General features: G+C 71.7%; 24 protein-coding genes and 1 riboswitch. Of the genes, 21 read left to right on the forward strand and 3 right to left on the reverse strand.

Translation table 11 applies throughout. From position 1 onward, the window contains the following. The first annotated feature begins 10 nt into the window (after nt 1–10). The 12 genes from rpe to ACIBX3_RS18330 all read left to right on the forward strand — a co-directional run bounded on the left by rpe (nt 11) and on the right by ACIBX3_RS18330 (nt 10,351). A complete protein-coding gene (gene rpe / locus ACIBX3_RS18275; protein ID WP_397118272.1) occupies nt 11–673 on the forward strand; it encodes a ribulose-phosphate 3-epimerase in 663 nt (220 codons plus the stop codon). A gap of 30 nt (nt 674–703) precedes the next feature. Next, nucleotides 704–1,513 carry an oxygenase MpaB family protein gene (locus tag ACIBX3_RS18280; RefSeq protein ID WP_397118274.1) on the forward strand — a complete coding sequence of 270 codons (810 nt, stop codon included), beginning with the start codon at nt 704–706 and terminating at the stop codon, nt 1,511–1,513. Between the two features lie 77 nt (nt 1,514–1,590). After that, nucleotides 1,591–1,721: riboswitch (FMN riboswitch) on the forward strand. 105 nt (nt 1,722–1,826) lie between these two features. Then, nucleotides 1,827–3,203, forward strand: coding sequence for a bifunctional diaminohydroxyphosphoribosylaminopyrimidine deaminase/5-amino-6-(5-phosphoribosylamino)uracil reductase RibD (gene ribD, locus ACIBX3_RS18285; protein WP_397118276.1), 1,377 nt, complete (start codon nt 1,827–1,829; stop codon nt 3,201–3,203). Further along, a complete protein-coding gene (locus tag ACIBX3_RS18290; protein WP_397118278.1) occupies nt 3,204–3,794 on the forward strand; it encodes a riboflavin synthase in 591 nt (196 codons plus the stop codon). Continuing rightward, a complete protein-coding gene (locus tag ACIBX3_RS18295; RefSeq protein ID WP_397118280.1) occupies nt 3,791–4,450 on the forward strand; it encodes a nicotinamide riboside transporter PnuC in 660 nt (219 codons plus the stop codon). The genes ACIBX3_RS18290 and ACIBX3_RS18295 overlap by 4 nt, the downstream gene beginning before the upstream one ends. Next, nucleotides 4,447–5,664, forward strand: a complete 1,218-nt coding sequence (locus ACIBX3_RS18300; protein WP_397118282.1) for a bifunctional 3,4-dihydroxy-2-butanone-4-phosphate synthase/GTP cyclohydrolase II — start codon at nt 4,447–4,449, stop codon at nt 5,662–5,664. The genes ACIBX3_RS18295 and ACIBX3_RS18300 overlap by 4 nt, the downstream gene beginning before the upstream one ends. After that, entirely contained in the window at nt 5,661–6,128 is a 468-nt protein-coding gene (gene ribH, locus ACIBX3_RS18305) for a 6,7-dimethyl-8-ribityllumazine synthase (protein ID WP_397118284.1), read from the forward strand. Before ACIBX3_RS18300 ends, ribH begins: the two co-directional genes overlap by 4 nt. Nucleotides 6,129–6,147: 19 nt before the next feature. Continuing rightward, nucleotides 6,148–6,600 (forward strand): PH domain-containing protein, encoded by a 453-nt coding sequence (locus ACIBX3_RS18310; protein ID WP_397118286.1) that lies wholly within the window; start codon nt 6,148–6,150, stop codon nt 6,598–6,600. Nucleotides 6,601–6,765: 165 nt separating this feature from the next. Beyond that, nucleotides 6,766–7,632 carry an AAA family ATPase gene (locus ACIBX3_RS18315; protein ID WP_397118288.1) on the forward strand — a complete coding sequence of 289 codons (867 nt, stop codon included), beginning with the start codon at nt 6,766–6,768 and terminating at the stop codon, nt 7,630–7,632. Continuing rightward, nucleotides 7,625–8,698: a VWA domain-containing protein gene (locus ACIBX3_RS18320; protein WP_397118289.1), complete on the forward strand. Its 1,074-nt coding sequence runs from the start codon at nt 7,625–7,627 to the stop codon at nt 8,696–8,698. Before ACIBX3_RS18315 ends, ACIBX3_RS18320 begins: the two co-directional genes overlap by 8 nt. Next, entirely contained in the window at nt 8,691–9,782 is a 1,092-nt protein-coding gene (locus ACIBX3_RS18325; RefSeq protein WP_397118291.1) for an XdhC family protein, read from the forward strand. Before ACIBX3_RS18320 ends, ACIBX3_RS18325 begins: the two co-directional genes overlap by 8 nt. Next, nucleotides 9,779–10,351 carry an NTP transferase domain-containing protein gene (locus ACIBX3_RS18330; RefSeq protein WP_397118293.1) on the forward strand — a complete coding sequence of 191 codons (573 nt, stop codon included), beginning with the start codon at nt 9,779–9,781 and terminating at the stop codon, nt 10,349–10,351. The genes ACIBX3_RS18325 and ACIBX3_RS18330 overlap by 4 nt, the downstream gene beginning before the upstream one ends. Nucleotides 10,352–10,488: 137 nt before the next feature. Here the strand turns inward: ACIBX3_RS18330 and ACIBX3_RS18335 are convergent, their stop codons facing one another. Continuing rightward, complete coding sequence (locus ACIBX3_RS18335) at nt 10,489–11,376, reverse strand: endonuclease/exonuclease/phosphatase family protein (RefSeq protein WP_397118295.1); 888 nt, start codon at nt 11,374–11,376, stop codon at nt 10,489–10,491. A 241-nt stretch (nt 11,377–11,617) separates the two neighbouring features. Between ACIBX3_RS18335 and ACIBX3_RS18340 the strand changes: the two genes are divergently transcribed. Continuing rightward, entirely contained in the window at nt 11,618–12,658 is a 1,041-nt protein-coding gene (locus tag ACIBX3_RS18340) for an LLM class F420-dependent oxidoreductase (RefSeq protein WP_397118297.1), read from the forward strand. Between the two features lie 27 nt (nt 12,659–12,685). Here ACIBX3_RS18340 and ACIBX3_RS18345 read toward each other — a convergent pair whose 3' ends face one another. Beyond that, the gene (locus ACIBX3_RS18345; RefSeq protein ID WP_397118299.1) at nt 12,686–12,895 is read right to left on the reverse strand and encodes a helix-turn-helix domain-containing protein; all 210 of its coding nucleotides are present in this window, start codon (nt 12,893–12,895) and stop codon (nt 12,686–12,688) included. Beyond that, nucleotides 12,895–13,500 carry a DUF2975 domain-containing protein gene (locus ACIBX3_RS18350; RefSeq protein WP_397118301.1) on the reverse strand — a complete coding sequence of 202 codons (606 nt, stop codon included), beginning with the start codon at nt 13,498–13,500 and terminating at the stop codon, nt 12,895–12,897. Before ACIBX3_RS18350 ends, ACIBX3_RS18345 begins: the two co-directional genes overlap by 1 nt. 126 nt (nt 13,501–13,626) lie before the next feature. On the opposite strand from ACIBX3_RS18350, the gene ACIBX3_RS18355 reads away from it, so the two are divergent. The 8 genes from ACIBX3_RS18355 (at nt 13,627) to ACIBX3_RS18390 (ending at nt 20,863) form a co-directional block, all read left to right on the forward strand. Continuing rightward, the gene (locus ACIBX3_RS18355) at nt 13,627–15,261 is read left to right on the forward strand and encodes a protein kinase (protein WP_397118303.1); all 1,635 of its coding nucleotides are present in this window, start codon (nt 13,627–13,629) and stop codon (nt 15,259–15,261) included. 33 nt (nt 15,262–15,294) lie between these two features. Further along, on the forward strand, nt 15,295–16,332 hold the full coding sequence (locus ACIBX3_RS18360; protein WP_397118305.1) for a M24 family metallopeptidase: 1,038 nt from the start codon (nt 15,295–15,297) through the stop codon (nt 16,330–16,332). Nucleotides 16,333–16,358: 26 nt separating this feature from the next. After that, nucleotides 16,359–16,919: an elongation factor P gene (gene efp / locus ACIBX3_RS18365; protein WP_397118307.1), complete on the forward strand. Its 561-nt coding sequence runs from the start codon at nt 16,359–16,361 to the stop codon at nt 16,917–16,919. A 1-nt stretch (nt 16,920) separates the two neighbouring features. Continuing rightward, complete coding sequence (gene nusB, locus ACIBX3_RS18370; RefSeq protein ID WP_397118309.1) at nt 16,921–17,331, forward strand: transcription antitermination factor NusB; 411 nt, start codon at nt 16,921–16,923, stop codon at nt 17,329–17,331. Between the two features lie 240 nt (nt 17,332–17,571). Then, on the forward strand, nt 17,572–17,910 hold the full coding sequence (locus ACIBX3_RS18375) for an MmcQ/YjbR family DNA-binding protein (RefSeq protein WP_397118311.1): 339 nt from the start codon (nt 17,572–17,574) through the stop codon (nt 17,908–17,910). 276 nt (nt 17,911–18,186) lie between these two features. Next, on the forward strand, nt 18,187–18,939 hold the full coding sequence (locus ACIBX3_RS18380; protein WP_397118313.1) for a methyltransferase domain-containing protein: 753 nt from the start codon (nt 18,187–18,189) through the stop codon (nt 18,937–18,939). Between the two features lie 55 nt (nt 18,940–18,994). Beyond that, nucleotides 18,995–20,236 carry a DNA polymerase IV gene (gene dinB, locus ACIBX3_RS18385; RefSeq protein WP_397118315.1) on the forward strand — a complete coding sequence of 414 codons (1,242 nt, stop codon included), beginning with the start codon at nt 18,995–18,997 and terminating at the stop codon, nt 20,234–20,236. A 228-nt stretch (nt 20,237–20,464) separates the two neighbouring features. Beyond that, nucleotides 20,465–20,863, forward strand: coding sequence for a DUF3040 domain-containing protein (locus tag ACIBX3_RS18390; RefSeq protein WP_397118317.1), 399 nt, complete (start codon nt 20,465–20,467; stop codon nt 20,861–20,863). Nucleotides 20,864–21,135 lie beyond the last annotated feature (272 nt).

The raw sequence follows: 21,135 nt of genomic DNA on the forward strand, positions 1-21,135 counted from the left end.
GAGGAAAATCATGGCCGTACAGATCTCGCCCAGCATCCTCGCCGCCGACTTCGCCAGGCTCGCCGACGAGGCCGCCGCCGTGCCGAACGCCGACTGGCTGCACGTCGACGTCATGGACTACCACTTCGTGCCCAACCTCACCCTCGGGCTGCCGGTGGTCGAGGCGTTGCGCAAGGCGACCGCGACGCCGCTCGACTGCCACCTCATGATCGCCGACCCCGACCGCTGGGCGCCGCAGTACGCCGAGGCCGGCGCGGGCAGCGTGACGATCCACGCCGAGGCGGCCAAGGCCCCGGTCCGCACGCTGCGCGAGATCCGCTCGCTCGGCGCCAGGGCCGGGCTCGCGCTCAACCCGGCCACGCCCGTCGAGCCGTACGAAGACCTGCTCGGCGAGATCGACATGCTGCTGCTGATGACCGTCGAGCCCGGGTTCGGCGGGCAGAAGTTCCTCGACGTCGTGCTGCCGAAGCTCCGCCGGGCGCGCGCGCTCGTCCAGCGGCACGGCGGCCGGATCTGGCTGCAGGTCGACGGGGGCGTGGACGCCGGCACCATCGGGCGCTGCGCCGAGGCGGGTGCCGACGTGTTCGTGGCGGGCAGCGCCGTCTACGGCGCCTCCGACCCGGTCGCGGCCGTCGACGAGTTGCGTGCCGTCGCCACCCGCGCCATGACATGAAATGCCCCTTAGCTGGGTAACCATTCACTTATGGGTGACCATGGGATCTTCGGCCCCAGCTCGGTGACGTGGCGGGTGATGGGCGAGCCCATCCTGCTGGTCGGCGGCATCCGCGCCCTGCTGATGCAGGGGCTGCACCCGCGGGCGATGCGCGGCGTGCTGCAGAACTCCGCGCTCATGGACCCGGAGGAGGCCTGGTCGCGGTTCGTGCGCACCACCGAGTTCGTCCGGGTGCGCACGTACGGCACCACCGCCGAGGTCGAACGGGCCGGACGTCGCGTACGCAAGATCCACGCCAGGCTGACCGCCCTCGACCCCGACACCGGCGTCACGTTCCACCTGGACGACCCCGACGCCCTGCGCTGGGTTCACGTCGGTGAGGTCGACTCCTACCTGTCCATCGCCCGCCGGGCGGGGGTGCGGCTGACGGACGCCGAAGCGGACGCGTTCGTCGCCGAGTGGCGGCGGGCCGCCGAGGTCGTCGGGCTGAGGGGCGAGGACGTGCCCGGCTCGGTGGCCGAGCTGCGCGACTACATCGACGCCGAGCGGCCGGGGCTGCGCTTCGTGCCCGAGGCCGCCCACCCGCTGCGCCTGTCGCTCAACGCCCCGCTCCCGCGCCGGCTGACCCCGCTCAAGCCCGCCGTGCCCGCGCTGATGCTCCTCTCCTTCGCCACGCTGCCGCGCTGGGCCAGAAGGCTGTACGGGCTGCCCGCCACGCCCGTCGGTGACCTGTGGGCGACGGCGACGCTGCGGACCCTGCACACCGGGCTCGGCCTGGTCCCCGCCCAGGTCCGCTACTCCCCGGCGGCCCGGCGCGCGCACCGGCTGACCGCGGCCTGAAGCGGCCGCTTGGTCGAAAGGGTGGGGGCGGTCGCGTCCCTTGTTCCGGGCATGGCACACTGATAGCGGAAGTGAGCTAGCGTGCTCCGGGGTCGGTGAAACTCCGAACCGGCGGTGATAGTCCGCGACCCGGCCGATGCCATCGGCCGGTTGACCCGGTGGAACTCCGGGACCGACGGTTAAAGTCCGGATGGGAGGCAGCGCGCGAGGTGTCCGGCGTATCAGCCGGACGCCTTCTGTGATGTATCCGTGCATCACGTGAGTCCCCCGGGGCCCGCCGTGGCTTGGAGCTACTGGCGAGTAGGAGACCCGGGTGGAGATACCCGAGCAGGACGCCGCGCACATGGCGCGCGCCGTTGAGCTGGCCGGGCGCGGACACGGCACCACAAGCCCCAACCCCGTCGTGGGCTGCGTCGTGCTCGACTCCGCCGGGGCGGTGGCCGGTGAGGGTTTCCACGCGTACGCGGGCGGGCCGCACGCCGAGGTCGTGGCGCTGGCGCAGGCGGGGGAGCGGGCCAGGGGCGGCACCGCGTACGTGACGCTGGAGCCCTGCGACCACACCGGCCGGACCGGGCCGTGCACCCTGGCGCTGCTGGACGCGGGGATCGCCCGTGTGGTGGTCGCGGTCGCCGACCCCAACCCCAAGGCCGCGGGCGGTGCCGTTCGGCTGCGGGCCGCCGGGGTCTCCGTGACGATCGGGGTGCTGACGGGCGCGGCCGAGCGGGTCAACGAGGAGTGGCTCACGTACGCGCGGCTCGGCCGGTCCCACGTGACCTGGAAGTTCGCCGCCACGCTCGACGGCAGGTCGGCCGCCGAGGACGGGACCAGCCAGTGGATCACCTCTCCCGAGGCCCGGGCCGACGTGCACCGGCTGCGTGCCGCCTCGGACGCGATCGTGGCAGGCGTCGGCACGATCCTCGCCGACGACGCCCGGCTCACCGCCCGCCCCGTCCCGGCCGCCGTTCTCGGCTCCGACGCCGGTCCTGGCCCAGGCGCAGGCTCCGGCGCGAGCGCCGCTCCCGGCCCGGTCCTTCAGAGCCCGGCGTCCCAGGACGGTCCAGTCCGTCGACCGGCCCACGGCGCGGGCGCTCGCCCCGACGGGGAGGCCGGCGGTGGATCGGCCGCCCGCCTCATCGCACCGGTCGGCGGAGGCAACGGTCATGGCGCAGGCGACACCGCGGGGGACGGTCACGGCACCGGTGCCGGTCGCGATGCCGGCGAGGCCGCGGATGCAGGTCGCGGTGCTCGCGTCCCGCTGCGGGTGGTCGTCGACACCGATGCCAGGACGCCGCAGGCCGCGCGGGTGCTCGACGACGAGGCCCCCACGCTGATCGCCGTGGCCGAGGACGCCGGCGCCGGCCTCAAGGCCGATCTCCTGCGCCTGCCCCGCCACGGCGACGGCCTGGACCTGCTGGCCCTCCTCCGGGAGCTGGCCGCGCGCGAGGTCGTCAGCGTGTTCCTGGAGGGCGGGCCGACGCTCGCCGGCGCGTTCATACGGCAGGGCCTGGTCGACCGCGTGGTCGCGTACGTGGCCCCCGCGTTGCTCGGCTCCGGGCGGGCAGCGCTCGGCGCGGCCGGGGTGCGGACGATCGGCCAGATGCACCGCCTGACCTTCGACGAGATATCCCCCATCGGGCCGGATGTACGGCTGATCGCCCGGCCCATCGCACAACCAGGCAGGGAGCAGTGAATGTTCACCGGAATCATTGAGGAAAAAGGCGAGGTAGTGGCCATCGAGCAAGCCGGTGGCGGAGCGCTGCTGTCGGTGCGCGGCCCGGTCGTCACCTCCGACGCGGGGCACGGCGACTCGATCGCCGTCAACGGCGTGTGCCTCACGGTCGTCAAGGTCGAAGGCGACGTGTTCACCGTCGACGTGATCAGGGAATCGCTCGACCGGAGCTCCCTGGGCGCGCTCACGACGGGCTCGGCGGTGAACCTGGAGCGGGCCGTACGCGCCGACCAGCGCCTCGGCGGCCACATCGTGCAGGGCCACGTGGACGGCACCGCCGCACTGCTGTCGCGCGAACCCGGAGAGAGCTGGGACGACCTGCGGTTCTCCCTGTCCGCGTCGCTGAGCCGGTACGTCGCCGAGAAGGGCTCGATCGCGATCGACGGAATCAGCCTGACGGTCACGACGGTTGACGACGAAAGCTTCGGCGTGAGCCTCATCCCCACCACGCTGAAGCTCACCACCATGGGTGATCGCCAGGTGGGAGACGTAGTGAACATCGAGGTCGACGTGATCGCGAAGTATGTCGAAAGGCTGGTGGCCGGACAGTGAACTGGGCAGACGCCGGATTCACGGTATTCAACACGCACGTGCTCTGGACGGACCTGATCGGCAACATCGCCGCACTGAGCACGGTCCTGCTGGCCATGCGCAAGTCGATCTGGACGTGGCCGGTGCAGTTCACCGGCTCGGTGCTGCTGTTCATCGCCTCCATCAACGCCCACATCACCGGGAACGCGCTCAAGCAGGCCATGTTCGCGGCCCTGGCGGTCTACGGCTGGTGGGCGTGGCGGCGGGGCACGCAGGACGGCAAGCAGCTGGCCGTCCGGCCCGCCCAGTGGTGGGAGCGGTCGCTGCTCATCGGCATCATGCTGGTGGGCACGGCAGTGGTCGGGCTGCTGTTCTTCTTCACCGGCCTGTCGTGGGGCGCCCACGTGCCGCTGCCCGAGGGCGCCTTCCTGGTGGCCGCCGACGCCTACATCTTCGTCGGCAGCGCGGTGGCGACCTGGGCGCAGGGCCGCGCGCTGGTGGACTTCTGGATGGTGTGGGTGGCCGTGGACCTGGTCGGGGTGCCGCTGGCGTTCAGCTCCGGGCTGGTCGTCTCCGGCTACGTGTACGCCATCTTCTTCGTGCTGGTCGTCATCGGGTTCGTGAAGTGGCTGCGCGAGTACCGCTCGGCCGCGCTGGAAGTGGCGGTGGCGCGATGAGCGAGATCAAGCTCGATCCGATCGAGCGCGCGATCGAGGACATCCGCAACGGCAAGGCCGTCGTGGTCGTCGACGACGAGAACAGGGAGAACGAGGGCGACCTCATCTTCGCCGCGTCCAGGGCCACGCCGGAGCTGTGCACGTTCACGATCAGGCACACCAGCGGCATGATCTGCGTGGCCATGGACGGCAAGGAGCTCGACCGGCTCGGGCTGCCGCTCATGGTGCTCCACAACAAGGAGCGCATGCGCACGGCGTACACGATCACCGTGGACGCCCGCGACGGCGTCACCACCGGCATCTCCGCCGCGGACCGGGCCAAGACCATCCGCACGCTCGCCGACTCCGCCACCGAGCCCAACGAGCTGGTCCGCCCCGGCCACATCTTCCCGCTGCGCTACCACGAGGGCGGCGTGCTGGCCCGGCGCGGCCACACCGAGGCGGCTGTGGACCTGGCCAGGCTGGCCGGGCTGTCGGCGGCGGGCGCGCTGGCCGAGGTCGTCAACGACGACGGCACCATGGCCAGGCTGCCCGAGCTGCGCCGCTTCGCCGACAAGCACGACCTGGCCCTCGTCTCGATCGAGCAGCTCGTCGACTACCGCCGGCGGGCCGAGAGCATGGTCACCAGGGTCGTCGAGACGCGGCTGCCGAACGTGTACGGAATGTGGCGGACCTACGGCTACGCCAGTGCCCTGGACGGCGGCGAGCACGTCGCGCTCGTCCACGGCGACCTCGGCGACGGCGAGAACATCCTGGTCAGGGCCCACTCCGAGTGCCTGACCGGCGACGTGTTCGGCTCGCTGCGCTGCGACTGCGGCGTGCAGCTCGGCCACGCCATGTCGGTCATCGCGGAGGAGGGCAGGGGCGTGGTCGTCTACCTGCGTGGCCACGAGGGCCGGGGGATCGGCCTGCTGGCCAAGCTGAGGGCGTACAACCTGCAGGACAACGGCAGCGACACCGTCGACGCCAACGTGGAGCTGGGGCTGCCGATCGACGCCCGGGAGTTCTCCAACGCCGGCCAGATCCTCGCCGACCTCGGCGTCAGGTCGGTGCGGCTGCTCACCAACAACCCGGCCAAGCTCAAGGGCATGGACGGGTACGGCATCAAGGTCCTCGGCCGCGAGCCCATGCCCGCGGCCATGAACCCCCACAACGAGCGATACCTCAAGGCCAAGCGCGACCGCCTCGGCCATGACATCTCGGAGGCTTCATGAGCGGCGAAGGACGACCGGGCGTCTCGGTGCCCGACGCCTCGGGGCTGACCGTTGGGGTGGTGGCGGCCAGCTGGCACGCCAAGATCACCGACCAGTTGGTGGCGCGGGCCGTGCAGGCGTGCGACGACAGCGGCGCCAGGGCCACGGTCGTACGCGTGCCGGGCTCGCTGGAGATCCCGGTGGTCGCCCAGGCGCTGGCCCGCCGCTGCGACGCGGTGGTGGCGCTGGGCGCGGTCATCAGGGGCGAGACCGCCCACTTCGACTACGTCTGCGACTCGGTGACCTCGGGCCTGACCCGGATCTCCCTGGACGAGGAGACCCCGGTCGGCAACGGCGTGCTCACCTGCGACACGCTGGATCAGGCCCTCGACAGGTCGGGGCTGCCGGGGAGCAAGGAGGACAAGGGGTACGAGTCCGTCGTGGCCGCGCTGGAGACCGCCCTCCTCCTCAAGAACCTCGGGTGACCTGCGGTAGGTTTCCCTCGTGCCAGAGCCCGTCCCGCCTCCGCCCTTGCCCGTCACCTGGCGTCCGCGCCGGGGCAGGATCGTCGCGTACGGCTTCGCCGTGCTGATCGTGGCAGGGGCGGTGATCATGGCCGTCTTCATCGCGGAGTCGTTCAAGTTGCCCGACCGGGTGGCGATCGTGGCGTTCGGGTGCGCGGTGGCGTACGTGTTGCACCTGCTCGGCCGGGTGCGGGTGGAGGCCGACGAGGAGGGCATCACGATCGTGAACGCCGTCCGCACGCATCGGTACACGTGGCCGGAGATCCTGGACGTCACGCTGCTGGTGGGGGATCCGTGGCCGAGGATCGACTTCTCGGACGGGCGCACCATCGGGGCCATGGGGATCCAGGGCTCCGAGAAACCCCGCGCCCGCCGGGCCACGGCCGAGCTGGAGGCCTTGATCCGGGATCGCGGGGAGGCTCGCGAGGATTAGCCGGCGGCATCCGCACGGCCCGGATCTTCGCGTGCGCGTCGCCCCTTTCGCTCGGCGACCGATGGCTCGCTGTGCGTGATCGTCCGGGATCGTCCGCGATGCGGAATATCGTCGGACCGGGTGTCGACGTAGCCTGAAGGCGTGCTGCGGCGGACAATCAAGGCAATGGACATCGAGTCCCCCGAGAAGCTCATCGAGCTCCTCGACCGACACACCTATCTGGCCGACGAAGGGCTGGCAACGGCCGCCTTCCTGGCGCTGCGGATGGGACGGCCGCTGTTCCTCGAAGGGGAGGCGGGGGTCGGGAAGACCGAGCTGGCCAAGGCCCTCGCCACGCTGCTCAAGGCCCCCCTCATCAGGCTCCAGTGCTACGAGGGGCTGGACGCCGCGCAGGCGCTCTACGACTGGGACTTCGCCCGCCAGCTCCTCCACCTCAAGGCCGCCGAGGCCGCCGGGATCACGGACGTGGGCAGGCTCGAAGGGGAGATCTACGATCGGCGGTTCCTGATCGCCCGGCCGCTGCTGAAGGCCATCGAGACGCAGCCCAGCGTGCTGCTCGTGGACGAGATCGACCGGGCCGACGACGAGTTCGAAGCCTTCCTGCTGGAGGTGCTGTCCGACTTCACGATCTCCATTCCCGAGCTGGGCACCGTCAAGGCGGGCACGCCGCCGGTGGTCGTGGTGACCTCCAACCGGACGCGGGAGGTGCACGACGCGCTCAAGCGGCGCTGCCTCTACCACTGGCTGGAGCATCCGGGCTTCGACCGGGAGGTCGCCATCCTGCTGCGGCGCCTGCCGGCCTGCACCGAGACGCTGGCCATGCAGGTGGCGCGGGCGGCCGAGCGGCTGCGGCAGGCGGATCTGGTCAAACCGCCGGGGGTGGCCGAGACGCTCGACTGGACGGAGGCGCTGCTGACGCTGGGCGCCAAGGAGCTGGACCCCGGCCGGGCGGCGGCCACGCTGGGGGCGGCGCTGAAATACCGGGAGGACGTCGCCCACGTTCTCGGCAACGGGCTGCTCGCCCATGGATGATCTGGTCGCCACCATGACGGGGTTCGCCAGGACGCTGCGCGCGGCCGGGGTCGGCGCCGATCACGACCGTACGCAGAGCATGCTCAGGGCGCTGGACCACCTCGACGTGACCGACGCCGGCGAGGTCTACTGGGCCGGCCGGCTCACGCTGTGCGCCACGCCCGACGACCTGCCCAGGTACGACCGCTGTTTCGCCGCGTACTTCGGGGGGCGGCGGGCGACCATGGCCCGGACGAGCACGACGAGCGTCACCCGGCACCTGGCCATGCGGGAGGACGCGGAGGAGGGCCGGGACGACGGCACGGCGGCGCCCGCCACCGCGAGCCGGGCCGAGGTCCTGCGGCACCGCGACGTGGCCAGGCTGACCGAGGCCGAGCGGGCCGAGGTGCACCGGATGCTGGCCATGCTGCGCAGCGGCCGGGCGCGGCGGCGCTCGCGCCGGTTCGAGAGCGCCCGCCGGGGTGTCCTGGACCAGCGGCGCACCATCCGGGACGCGCTCAGGAAGGGCGAGGTGGCCAGGCTCCGCTACAAGAGGCACACCACCAGGCCGCGCGCGGTCGTGCTGTTCGTCGACGTCAGCGGCTCGATGGCCCCGTACGCCGAGACGCTGCTGCGCTTCGCCCACGCGCTGGTCAGGAGTGAGCCGCGGGCCACCCGGGTCTACTCGGTCGGCACCAGGCTCACCCCGATCACGGCCGAGCTGCGCCACCGCGACCCGGGCACCTCGCTCAACGAGGTGTCGAAGGCCATCCCGGACTGGAGCGGCGGAACGCGGCTGGGCGAGGAACTCAAGGAGTTCCTCGCCCGTTCCAGCGCACGGGGGGCGATCGCGGTGATCGCCTCGGACGGGTGGGAACGCGGTGACCCGGAGCTGCTGGGCACGCAGATGGCCCGGCTGGCCCGGCAGGCGTACCGGGTGATCTGGGTCAACCCACACAAGGGGTACGAGGACTATCAGCCGCTCACCGGCGGCATGCGGGCCGCCCTGCCGTACCTCGACGACCTGGTGGCAGGGCACAGCCTGGCCGCCTACGAGCAACTCAGCGAAAGGCTCGCCCATGCGTGACGTGCTGCCGGAGATCATGCCGTGGTGGAGGTCGGGGCTCACGTTCGGGCTGGCCACGGTGGTGGGCACGTGGAGCAGCGCGCCGAGGCCGCCGGGCGCGGCCATGGCGGTGCGCGGCGACGAGGTGGTCGGCAGCGTGTCCGGCGGGTGCGTCGAGGGCGCGGTGTTCGAGCTGGCCGCCGAGATCGGCGAGCCGATCCTGCAGCGGTACGGGGTCAGCGACGACGACGCGTTCGCCGTCGGGCTCACCTGCGGCGGGATCATCGACATCCTCGTCGAGCCCATCTCGATCGAGACCTTTCCCGAGCTGGGCGACGTCGCGGCGTCGGTGGACGCGCACGAGCCGGTCGCCGTCGCCACCGTCGTCTCCGGCCCGGGCCAGGTCGGCGCCCGCCGGATCATCTGGCCGGACCGCTCCACGGGCACCTTGGGCCTGGAACGCCTCGACGAGGCCGTGGACGACGACGCCCGCGGCATGCTCGCCCAGGGCCTGACCGGCATCAGGCACTACGGCGGGCAGGGGGAGCGGCGGCTGGACGACCTGGCGGTGTTCGTGCACTCGTTCGCGCCGCCGCCGCGCATGCTCGTGTTCGGCGCCATCGACTTCGCCGCCGCGGTGGCCAGGGTGGGCAAGTTCCTCGGCTACCACGTCACGGTCTGCGACGCCCGGCCGGTCTTCGCCACCGCCAAGCGCTTCCCCGACGCCGACGAGGTCGTGGTCAAGTGGCCGCACGACTTCCTGGCCTCGGTGCAGGTGGACGAGCGTACGGTGATCTGCGTGCTCACCCACGACCCCAAGTTCGACGTGCCGCTGCTGGAGGTGGCGCTGCGTACCGACGCCGGCTACATCGGGGCCATGGGCTCGCGCCGCACCCACGAGGACCGCATGGCCCGGCTGCGCGAGTCCGGCCTGACCGATGAGGAACTGGGCAGGCTGAGGTCGCCCATCGGGCTCGACCTGGGCGCGCGGACGCCCGAGGAGACGGCCGTGTCGATCGCGGCCGAGCTGATCCAGTTGCGCTGGGGCGGCACCGGGCGGCCGCTGTCCACCACCGAGGGCCGCATCCACCACGAGGCGCCGTGAGGTCCTCCGGGGTCGCCGGGCTGCTGCTGGCCGCCGGCCAGGGGGCCCGGCTGGGGACGCCCAAGGCGCTGGTCGAGTACGCCGGCGAGCGCCTGGTCGACCGCGGCGTGCGGCTGCTGGAGGAGGGCGGCTGCCACCCCGTCGTGGTCGTGCTCGGCGCGGCCACCGTGCAGGTGCGCGGAGCGGTCACCGTACGCAACCCGGACTGGGCGTCGGGCATGGGCTCATCCCTGCGCGTCGGCCTCGCCACGCTGCCGGAGGACGCCGAGGCGGTGGTGATCGCGCTGGTCGATCAGCCGCTGATCCGGCCCGGCGCGGTGCGGGCGCTCATCGGCGCGGGCGCCGGCGTGGCCGTGGCCACGTACGGGGGCCGCCGCAGGAACCCCGTGCTGATCGCCCGCGAGCACTTCGCCGAGGTGGCCGAGCGGGCCGTGGGCGACGTCGGCGCCCGGCCGTTCCTGAAGGCGCACCCGGAGCTGGTCACCGAGGTGCCGTGCGACCAGCACGGCGATCCCGCCGACATCGACACCCCGGAGGACCTCCACCTGCTGGACCCCCACCCCACGTGACCGCCCCCCGACGGCCCCGTCCACCGCACCCCAGCCCGATGGATCGCACCCGGTTCTCCCGGGGGGACACCAGCCGCAGTACGGCGGGGTGGGGGTGTGGCGAGGCGGGTGGGCGGCCGGTCGATGGCGCGTCAGCGCTACAGGCGGAATGACGCGAGGGCCGCCCGGTGGTCGCTGCCCGTCGCCGCGGCCACGCCCGCCTCGGTCGCCTTCATCCCCTTGAACAGGATGTGGTCGGGCCGGGTGATCGGGAACTCCGACGGCCACGTGAACCCGAACCCGTCGCCCGCCACGTCCTGCGCGTCGGTCAGCGGCGGCGTCAGCCCCCGCATGCCCCGGTCGGTGGTGGCGGTGTTGAGGTCGCCGAGCAGCAGGATCCGCTTGCTGGAGTCGGCGTCGACGAGCTTGCGCGCGTGCGCGAGCGAGGCGTCGCGCGAGGCGGTGTGGCCGGGCCGGGCCGAGGCCAGGTGCATGACGTAGACGGTGACCTTGCCCTTGGGCGTGGCGACCACCGCGCGCAGGGCCCGCGGCCAGCCCAGGCCGACGTCCAGCGGCTTGGTCTCGCTGATCGGGTAGCGGCTCCACAGGCCGACCGTGCTGACCGGGTAGTGGTATTTGAACATCTTGTTGAGCTGCTTGGCCGCGGGACCGCCGGCGGTGAGCTCCTGGGCGGCCAGCAGGTCGAGGTCCTTGGCGATCACGCGTACGGCCTCGCCCGACGCGCTGTTGCGCACCCCCACGTTGACCGTGCCGACGGCCAGGTCACTGGGGCCGCCCGGGGGCGTACGGAACAGCGTGGAGCCGAACATCGCCGCCCAGACCACGCCCGGCACCAGCGCCGCCGCCGCGGCCATGGTGGAACGTGCCAGCGCGGCCGCCAGGAGCAGCAGCGGCACGGCCAGCCCGATCCAGGGCAGCACGCTCTCCAGCACCGGGGTGAACCCGCCGAGCGCCGGGATCAGCTGGTGCCCCGCCAGGGCCGCGGCCACGACGATCGACGACACCATGACAACCCGTCTCAGCACCCGAACCAGGCTCCTCGATGCGACTCGCGATTCCGAATGATCATGTCGTGGCCCATTGTCATCGTCGCCCCGCGCCCGGCGGCGCAGGGCCCCGTCTCCCCGCTGGGTGAGCGCCGGCGCCAGGGCATGGCGGCGATCGGCGCTCAACCAATCAAAGACGCTAGCCGCTCCCTGTCCCAGACGCACACGCTATAAGCTGCCGCTAGAAACGGAATATCATTCGGTTCAGCGGGAGTCTGGCATGCGCATCGGTATGGCACTCAAGTACTCGGGCGGCTTCAAGGAGTCAGTGTCCGAGTTGTCCGACTATGAGAAGGCCGGACTCGACATCGTCTTCGTGGCCGAGGCGTACTCCTTCGACGCGGTCAGCCAGATGGGCTACATCGCGGCCAAGACCGAGCGGCTGGAGATCGCCTCCGGCATCCTGCCGGTCTACTCGCGCACGCCGACGTTGCTGGCCATGACGGCCGCGGGCATGGACTACGTCTCCGACGGCCGGTTCACCCTCGGCCTGGGCGCCTCGGGGCCGCAGGTGATCGAGGGGTTCCACGGGGTGCCGTACACCGCGCCGCTCGGGCGTACCCGGGAGGTCATCGAGATCTGCCGCAAGGTGTGGCGGCGCGAGCGCCTGCAGCACGAGGGGAAGCACTACACGGTGCCGCTCCCGCCGGACCAGGGGACGGGCCTCGGCAAGGCCCTGAAGATCATCAATCACCCGGTACGCCCCCGCATCCCCATTGTCATCGCCGCCATCGGCCCCAAGAACGTCGAGCTGGCCGCCGAGCTGGCCGAAGGCTGGCAGCCGATCTTCTACGTGCCCGAGAAGGCCGGCGACGTGTGGGGCCCGTCGCTGGCCGCGGGCACGGCCAGGCGCGACCCCGAGCTGGGCGGGCTGGACGTGATCGCGCAGGCGTCGCTGGCCATCGGCGACGACGTGGCGGGGCTGCTGGAGTTCGGGCGGCCGACGGCGGCGCTCTACATCGGCGGCATGGGCGCCAAGGGCAAGAACTTCTACAACGACCTGGCCAGGCGCTACGGCTACGAGAAGGAGGCCGAGCTGATCCAGGACCTCTACCTCCAGGGCAAGAAGGAGGAGGCTGCCGCGCAGGTGCCGGCCGAGCTGCTGGAGAAGATGTCGCTGATCGGCAGCGAGGGGTTCGTGCGCGACCGGGTGCAGGCGCTGAAGGAGTCCGGGGTGACCACGCTCAACGTGACGCCGTTCGGCCGGACGCATGAGGACAGGGTGCGGCTGATCGAGAAGATCAAGGAGATCGCCGGGTAGCGGGGGGATCACTCCTTGCCGGGCGGCCTACTCGTACGTGAGCAGGTCGCCCGGCTGGCACCCGAGCGCCTCGCACAGGCGCGTCAGCGTCGAGAAACGGATCGCCTTGGCGTGGCCGTTCTTCAGGATCGACAGGTTGACCACGGTGATCTCGACGCGGTGCGACAGCTCGGTGAGCGTCATGCCGCGTTCCTGGAGCAGCTCGTCGAGCCGGACCCTGATGGCGCGATCTCCCATCAGACGGTGGCCTCGACCTCTTCGAGCAGGGCCAGGCCCCGCCGGATGATCTCCGACACGCCCAGTGCGGCGAATCCCGTCACGACGACCCCCAGCACGTCGCCCGACGGCGGGTAGAACAGATAGCTCTCGGCCAGCAGCATGGAGGAGAGTATGGCCTCCGCGACCATGCCGATCACGGCCGACACGAGCGAGCCGGCGATCAGGATCCAGCCGAGCCTGCGCAGGTCCTGTGCCGTGGCGGTGGAGAACAGTGCCCGGTCGCCTGAACGCGCCCTGCGCAGCGCGCGGACCAGCGTGAATACCGCGAGCAGCCACGTCGCCGTGCCGGGCGCCCACATCAGCAGGTAGAGCAGGCCATGGAGCGGCCCGGCGCCGTCCGGGCTGACCCGCACGTCGGCGCGCACGGCGTCGATCGTGGCCCCTCCCGCCGCCAGGCCCTCCGCCGGCACGTCGAACACCCGCAGGGGGATGCCCGTCCCGTCGGGTGTGCCGAAGAAGGCCATCCCGGCGTTCGTGGCAAGGCCCGCCAGGGCGCCCAGGCAGCCGAGGACGAGTCCGAAGGTCAGCAGGATTTCGAGTCTGGTGATCCATCGCGTTGGCATAACGATAATCGTAAATAACGAGAGTCGTTATGTCGAGCCCTCGATTGCGGGTGATGCGGGGCGCGAGGTGCTGCGGGGGCCCTATCGTGGGTCGGAAATCGTGATGTTCTAGTCATTGGCGGGGATATGTCCGACGCGACGCCGGCCTTGGTCGCCGACCGGTACCGGCTGGACGAGCTCATCGGCAGCGGGGCCATGGGCGAGCTGTGGCGGGGGTACGACACGCGGGCCGACTGGGTCGTGGCCGTGAAGGTGCTCGGCGCCAAGGCGGCGGGGGCCGCCGCGCGGGAGCAGCTGAGGCAGCACGTCCAGGCCGTGGCCAGGGTGATCCATCCGAACGTGGCCATGGTGCTGGACGTGGGGGAGCACGACGGGGCGCCGTTCCTCGTGATGGAGTTCCTCACCGGGCTCAGCCTCGGCGAGGAGCTGGCCGCCGGCGGGCCGCTGAAGATCGTCGACGTGTGCGATCTCGTCGGGCAGGCGGCGGCGGGGCTCGACGCCGCGCACCGGGCCGGGGTGGTGCACGGGGAGATCGATCCGAACAGCTTCCGGCGGGCCGGGAGCGGGGTGCTCAAGGTCGTCGGCTTCGGGCTGGACGATCAGGAGCCCCCGGCGGGCCGCCGTTATCCGGCGCCCGAGGGGAGGGGGCAGGCCTCCGCCGATCTGTACGCCCTCGGCTGCGTGTGCTACGAGCTGCTCTGCGGCCGCCCGCCCTTCGGCGACGAGGGCGCGGCCGGCGGGGACACGGGTGCGCCGGAGGACTCCGCCGGGTCCGCGGCTTCTCGGGTGGAGCCCGCGCCGCCCAGCGCGCTCAGGGTCGAGGTGCCCGCCGAGCTGGACCGGCTGGTGCTCGCCATGATCGCCGCGGATCCCGCCCGCCGGCCCGTCAGCGGCGAGGCGATCCGCCGGGCACTGGCCGCCATCGCCCGGCCCCGCGCCGACCCCGGGGAGGTGGCGGTGACCGGCGCCGCGCTGCGTGCGGGCGGCCTGGTGGGCGGCGCCGCGGCGGCGGGTGCCGGCCTCGGCGGACCGGGCGGCGCGGTGACGACCCCGGGCGCCGCCGCCGGGCAGGGGGCCACCGAGGTCCACCAGTTCGGCGGGCCGGCGGGTGCCGGACCGGGCGGTGCGCGGCCCGGCGGTGGCGCGCGGGCCGGTGATACGGCGATCTACCAGGCGGAGGACCTGGAGCCGGGGCCGCCGTCCAACCGCAAGCTGTTCCTGCAGCTCGGCGTGGCCGTGGCGGCGATCGTGGTGGTGACCGTGGGCATGGTGATGTGGGCCGGTTCGCGGAACGAGCCGGTGGCGAGGCCCACGCCGACCGCCGCGCCCACCACGTCGCTCCCCACGGAGACGCCCTCACCGACGCGGCCGCCCATCGGAACGCCGGAGCCGTCATCAGGCGTCGTGGCCACCGTGCTGCCCGACATCGACCCGCCCGGCTCCCTGCGCGAGACGGCGCCCCCCAAGGCCACCCTGGGACCCGAGACCCCTCCGGGCGGATGGGGGACGTGGCTGGAGAGGTTCGACGAGGCGATCAGGTACCAGGAGAGCGCGGGCGGGATCAATCCCGAGGTCGCCGCCAAGGCCCACGAGAAGATCCAGAAAGCGGGCGGGAAGCTGGCCGAGGGGAAGACCGGCGCGACGGTCGGCCAGATCGCCGAGCTGTACCGGGATCTGCGGCGGGCCCAGGAGAAGGGCGACATGGACTCGTCGGGACCGCTGGCGCAGTTCATGAACGAATGGCGCATTCAGGACCGATGAGCGACATGTAAGCCTTGCACGTACATTGGCGAAATGACCTTCGACTACCCGGCGCGCCGGGCGCGGCTCGCCGAGCTGCTGCCCGGGCACGAGGTCCCCGCCCTGCTCGTCACCTCGCCCGTCAACGTCCGCTACCTGACGGGCCTGACCAGCTCGAACGCGGCCGTGCTCGTCAGGGCCGACGGGTCGGCGCTGCTGGCCACCGACAACCGTTACATCGGCAAGGCGCGGACGCTGGACGTGCCGTCGGTCGAGGCGTCGGACGTGGCGGGCGCGCTCGCCGAGCCGGGTGCCGGGATCGAGGCGGCGGTCATGAGCGTGGCCACGTACCGGCGGCTGGGCGAGGGGACGACGCCGCTGGGACCGGTGGTGGAGGTGCTGCGGGCGGTCAAGGACGACGACGAGCTGGAGCTGCTCCGTACGGCCTGCGAGATCACCGACCAGGCGTTCGCCGACATATCCGTGCGGATCGTCCCGGGCATGACCGAGCGCGACCTCGCCCGCCTTCTCGACAACCGCATGACCGAGCTCGGCGCCGACAAACCCGCGTTCGACACGATCGTCGCCGCCGGCGAGAACGGCGCGGTCCCGCACCACGCCCCCACGGACCGGGAGCTGCGTACCGGCGACCTGGTGACCATGGACTTCGGCGCCCGCTACCACGGCTACCACGCCGACATGACCAGAACGGTCTGTCTCGGCCCACCCGCCGCCTGGCAGCGCGAGCTCTACGACCTGGTCGCGGCGGCCCAGCGCGCGGGCAGGCACGCCCTCGCCCCGGAGGCCGAGGCGAGGGACGTGGACGCGGCGGCCCGCTCGGTCATCGAGGGCGCGGGCCACGGCGGCCACTTCAGGCACGGCCTCGGCCACGGCGTCGGCCTGGAGATCCACGAGGAGCCGTTCCTGGGCCCCGCGCGGACCGGTAGACTAGAGGATCGAGTTCCGATCACCGTCGAGCCTGGGGTCTACCTTCCGGGCCGGGGAGGCGTTCGCATCGAGGACACCCTCGTGACACGTGAGGGCGGGCCGGAACTTTTCACGAAGACGACCAAGGAGCTGCTCGTCCTCTAGAGCGGCCGCATCCGGGAGAAGAACGAGTGGCGACGACCAACGACCTCAAGAACGGCATGGTGCTGAAGCTCGACGGCGGTGAGCTCTGGGCCGTTGTGGAGTTCCAGCACGTCAAGCCGGGCAAGGGCGGCGCGTTCGTGCGGACCAAGCTCAAGAATGTGCTCTCCGGCAAGGTCGTCGACAAGACCTTCAACGCCGGCGTCAAGGTCGACGTGGCCAACGTCGACAAGCGCGAGATGCAGTATTCGTACAAGGACGGCGACGACTTCGTGTTCATGGACACCGAGACCTACGACATGGTCAACGTGCCCGGCAACACCGTCGGCACCGCCGCCAACTACATGCTGGAGAACACCCTGGCCACGGTGGCCTTCAACGAGGGCGCCGCGCTCTACGTGGACCTGCCCGCGGCCGTCGAGCTGACCGTCGCCAACACCGAGCCGGGCCTGCAGGGCGACCGCTCCACCGGTGGCACCAAGCCCGCGACGCTGGAGACCGGCGCCGAGATCAAGGTGCCGCTGTTCATCACCACCGGCGAGAAGGTCAAGGTCGACACCCGCAGCGGCGAATACCTCGGCCGGGCCTGAGGTGTCGGCACGCGGCAAAGCACGCAGACGGGCGCTCGACATCCTCTTCGAGGCCGAGCTGCGCAGCGAAGATCCGCTGAAGATCCTCGCCGAGCGCGTGGAGCGGCAGGAACCCCCGGTGAACGAATACACCTCGACCATCGTCGAGGGCGTCGCCAGGCACCACGCGCGCATCGACGACCTGATCACCACCTACTCCGAGGGCTGGACGCTCGACCGCATGCCCGCGGTCGACCGCAACCTGCTGCGCGGCGGCACGTACGAGCTGCTGTGGATGCCCGACGTGCCCGAAGGCGTGGTCATCAGCGAGTGGGTGCACCTGGCCGGCGAGCTTTCGACCGACGAGTCCCCGCACTTCGTCAACGGGCTGCTGGCCCGGTTCAAACAACTCAAGCCAAGCCTCACCCTTTAGACACCCTTTTGGGCGCGCCAGGGCGGCGCGTTCGGGGTACGTTCCAACCACGCCGGCCTGCACGGCTCGCGAGGCGAGGGACGTGTACCGTCACGCGGTCAGGCGTCCGACCGCCGCTACGGCGGAAGCCTGGCCGTGTGGCGCGGGCATTGGCGACCGTACGGAGAAGTGGCGCGTCACCAGCCGCGACGCGCCCTTTTCCGTTTTTTGTGTGAGCGGTTTTGTGTGAGCATCGGGTGCATGGTGACGGAGGACGACGTCCGCCGGATCGCGCTGGCACTGCCCGAGACCGGTGAGAAGACCATGTACGGCACGCCCGCCTTCTACGTGCGGGGCAAGTGGTTCGCCAGGGTCAAGGAAGAGGGCGACGTGCTCATCCTGCCGGTGGCCGCCGAGGAGGAGAAGGCGGGGCTCATCGCGGCCGAGCCCGCCACGTTCTTCACCACGCCGCACTACGACGGGCATGCCATCGTGCTGGTGCGGTTCGGTGCCGTGGACGCCGAGGAGATGGCCGAGCTGCTGACCGACGCGTGGCGGCTGCGGGCGCCCAAGCGGGTGGTGGCCGCCTTCGACGGCTGAGCCCGCGCCGGAGTGCCGCGGGGCCGTGCTCCGTGCCTCGCGGTCCCGCGCCTTGCGTCCGGTGGCTCGTGTCGCGCCGGCGTCCGGAGGCGACGAGCCGCCGCTGGACCGCCGTCCGTGTGATCGGCGGCCCGGTCCGCGCCGGCGACCGGGCGTTCGATGACGGGTGCCGGCGGTGGGGAGCGGGCGATCCCGCGTACGGCGTAGGCTGGGCCCGTCCGCGAAGGAGCCGAACGCGAAGATGCAGTTCGCGGGGGAGAGGGAGGCGAGCCGACGTTGCGTGCTGAAGGCGTCACGAGGGCCCCGGCGGTGCGGACCGCCGTCGTCTGGGACGCGCTGCGGTCGGCGCTGGCCGAGCGGACGGCGGCCACGGGCCGCGAGGCGCTCGACATCGTCGACGCCGGCGGGGGCACGGGCGGGTTCGCCGTGCCGCTGGCCGAGCGGGGTCACACCGTCACCGTCGTCGACCCGAGCCCGGACTCGCTGGCCGCGCTGGAGCGCCGGGCCAAGGAGAAGGGCGTGGGCGTCAGGGCCCTGCAGGGCGACGCCGCCGACCTGGGCGAGCTGCTCGACCGCGACAGCGCCGACCTGGTGCTGTGCCACAGCGTGCTCGAATACGTGGAGGACCCGATCAGCGCGCTGGCCGCCGTCGCGGGCGTGCTGCGCCGGGGTGGCGCCGTCAGCGTGCTGGCCGCCAATCCGGTCGCCAGCGCCATCCACCGGGCGCTCGTGGGCCACTTCGACGAGGCGCGGGCCGTACTCGACGACCCCGAGGGCAGCTGGGGCGACCGCGACCCCACGCCGCGGCGCTTCAGCGCCGAGACGCTCGTGGAGCTGCTGACCGCCACCGGGTTCGCCGTCGGCGCCATCCACGGGGTGCGGATCTTCGCCGATCTGGTGCCCAGCCGGCTCGTCGACGGGGAGCCCGGCGCCGCCGAGGCGCTCGTGGCGCTGGAGCAGGCGGCCGCGACCCACCCCGTGCTCCGCGACATCGCCACGCAGCTGCACGTTCTCGGACACCGGGCCTGAGAAACGGTGCCCGCACCTCTCTGTATCGAATGTCTGTTCGGATAGAATCGACGGCGTGTCACGTAAGCAGATCACCGGCATCGGCCCCGCTCCACGCACCGGGGCCGATGACAGCGGCTGCCCGATCCTCCACGTCGACATGGACGCCTTCTTCGCCAGCGTCGAGCTGCTCGAGCGCCCGGAGCTGCGCGGCCACCCGGTGATCGTGGGCTCGCCCGCCGGGCGCGGCGTCGTGCTCAGCGCCACCTACGAGGCCAGGTCTTTCGGCGTGCACTCCGCGATGCCGATGGGCCGGGCGCGCCGGTTGTGCCCGCAGGCCACGATCATCCCGCCCAGCCACGGCAAATACTCCGAGGTCTCCAAGGGCGTCATGGAGATCTTCCACGCGATCACCCCGCTGGTCGAGCCCATCGCGTCCGACGAGGCGTTCCTCGACGTCGGCGGCGCCCGGCGGCGGCTCGGCTCACCCGCCGTCGTCGCCGCCATGATCAGGGAGCAGGTCCTCGACCGCTACGGGATCACGTGCTCCGTCGGCGTGGCGAGCAGCAAATTCGTCGCAAAACTCGCCTCCAAGCAGTGCAAGCCGGACGGGCTGCTGGTCGTGCCCGCCGGCGAGGTGGTGAGCTTCCTCCACCCGCTGCCCGTGTCGGCCCTGTGGGGCGTCGGAGAGCGCACCGAGCAGTCCCTCGTACGTCTCGGCATCCGCACCGTCGGAGATCTCGCCAGGGTGCCCGTCGGCACGCTCCAGCGCGAGCTGGGGCAGGCCGCGGGGAGTCACCTGGCGGCGCTCGCGTGGGGGCGCGACGAGCGCTCCGTGACCGCCCACGTGCCCGACAAGAGCATCGGCAACGAGGAGACGTTCGCCGCGGACATCGACGACCCAGAGGTGATCAGGCGGGAGCTTCTGCGCCTGTCCGAGCGGGTGGCCGCCCGGATGCGTAAGGGCGGCCACGTGGGAAGAACTGTAAGTGTGAAGCTACGCCGAGCTGATTTCACCACGATCACCCGCTCGCGCACGCTACGCGAGCCGACCGATGTGGCCCAGGTGATCTACGCCACAGCCTGCGAGCTCTTCCACGCCGCGGGATTGGAGCGGGTGCGATTGCGCCTGGTGGGGGTCAGGATGGAAAACCTGCGGCCCGCCGAGGAGGCCACCCACCAGCTGGGTCTGGGCGAGCGGGAGACGGGCTGGCGCGAGGCCGAGCAGGCCATGGACAAGGCGATCCGGAGATTCGGTCCCGATGCGGTGGTCCCAGCATCGCTTGTACGTGGCAAGCTTGATGAAATAGAGACATGAGGCCGATGTCCGGATTTTGTGATGCGTCGGTGTCGCGATTTTGGGGGAAGGGGGGCGAGATGGGCCACAATGGAGCCATGACGTCACCTCCGGTTTGGTCTGCGTTGGACGTTTGCTTTCGCCTACGTCTACAGCCTCGTATTCTGGGGATAACCGACCGCGAGGTTCGGACACCCCGTGTCGTCCGTTGCCGTCTTCCCCGTCCTGGGGCCGTCCTTGGGAGGCGCCGTGCCGCTCTCTGAGCACGAGCAGCGCTTGCTCGACCAGATCGAGCAGGCCCTCTACGCCGAGGACCCGAAGTGGGCCAACACCGTAAGGATCAGTGACCCGCGCCGCCACTACAAGCGTCGCCTGATCAAGGCCTCCATCGGCTTTGCTCTCGGCGTCGTCGTCATGATGGTCGGCGTCGTGTTGAGTGGCAGTGCTCTGATCCCGCTCGGCGTCGGCGGTTTCGTGGTCATGCTCGCCGCGTGTCTGTGGGGTCTGTCCAGCTGGAAACGCATGAACGGGTTCGGCGACTCGACGCCGGCGCCCGGGACGGGCGCGCCGCCGGGCAAGCAGCCCCGCCGGGGCAGCTTCATGGAGCGCATGGAAGAGCGCTGGCGCCGTCGCCACGACGAACGCTGAGCCAGGCCCACAGGACATAGCCCGGACGGGGCCGTGACAGAGGTCGTGCCTGGATCGTAGGCCGACCGGACGGCGCCGGGCCGGCGCAACGCGACACCTGACCGGCGCGCCGGCGGGTGTCGCGTTGGTGTGTCGATGGAGCTGTGCCCGCACGGCCGACGCCTCTGTACTCGATCGGCGTCGGCGCACCCGGCCGGCATCAGCGCATCGGGCACCGCAACGGCAGAGCCGTGCGGTCATCTCCCCCCCTGGGGGAGACGGCCGCACGGCTC

Origin of the sequence: Nonomuraea sp. NPDC049480 (assembly GCF_044465905.1) — a bacterium.
Lineage (GTDB): Bacteria > Actinomycetota > Actinomycetes > Streptosporangiales > Streptosporangiaceae > Nonomuraea.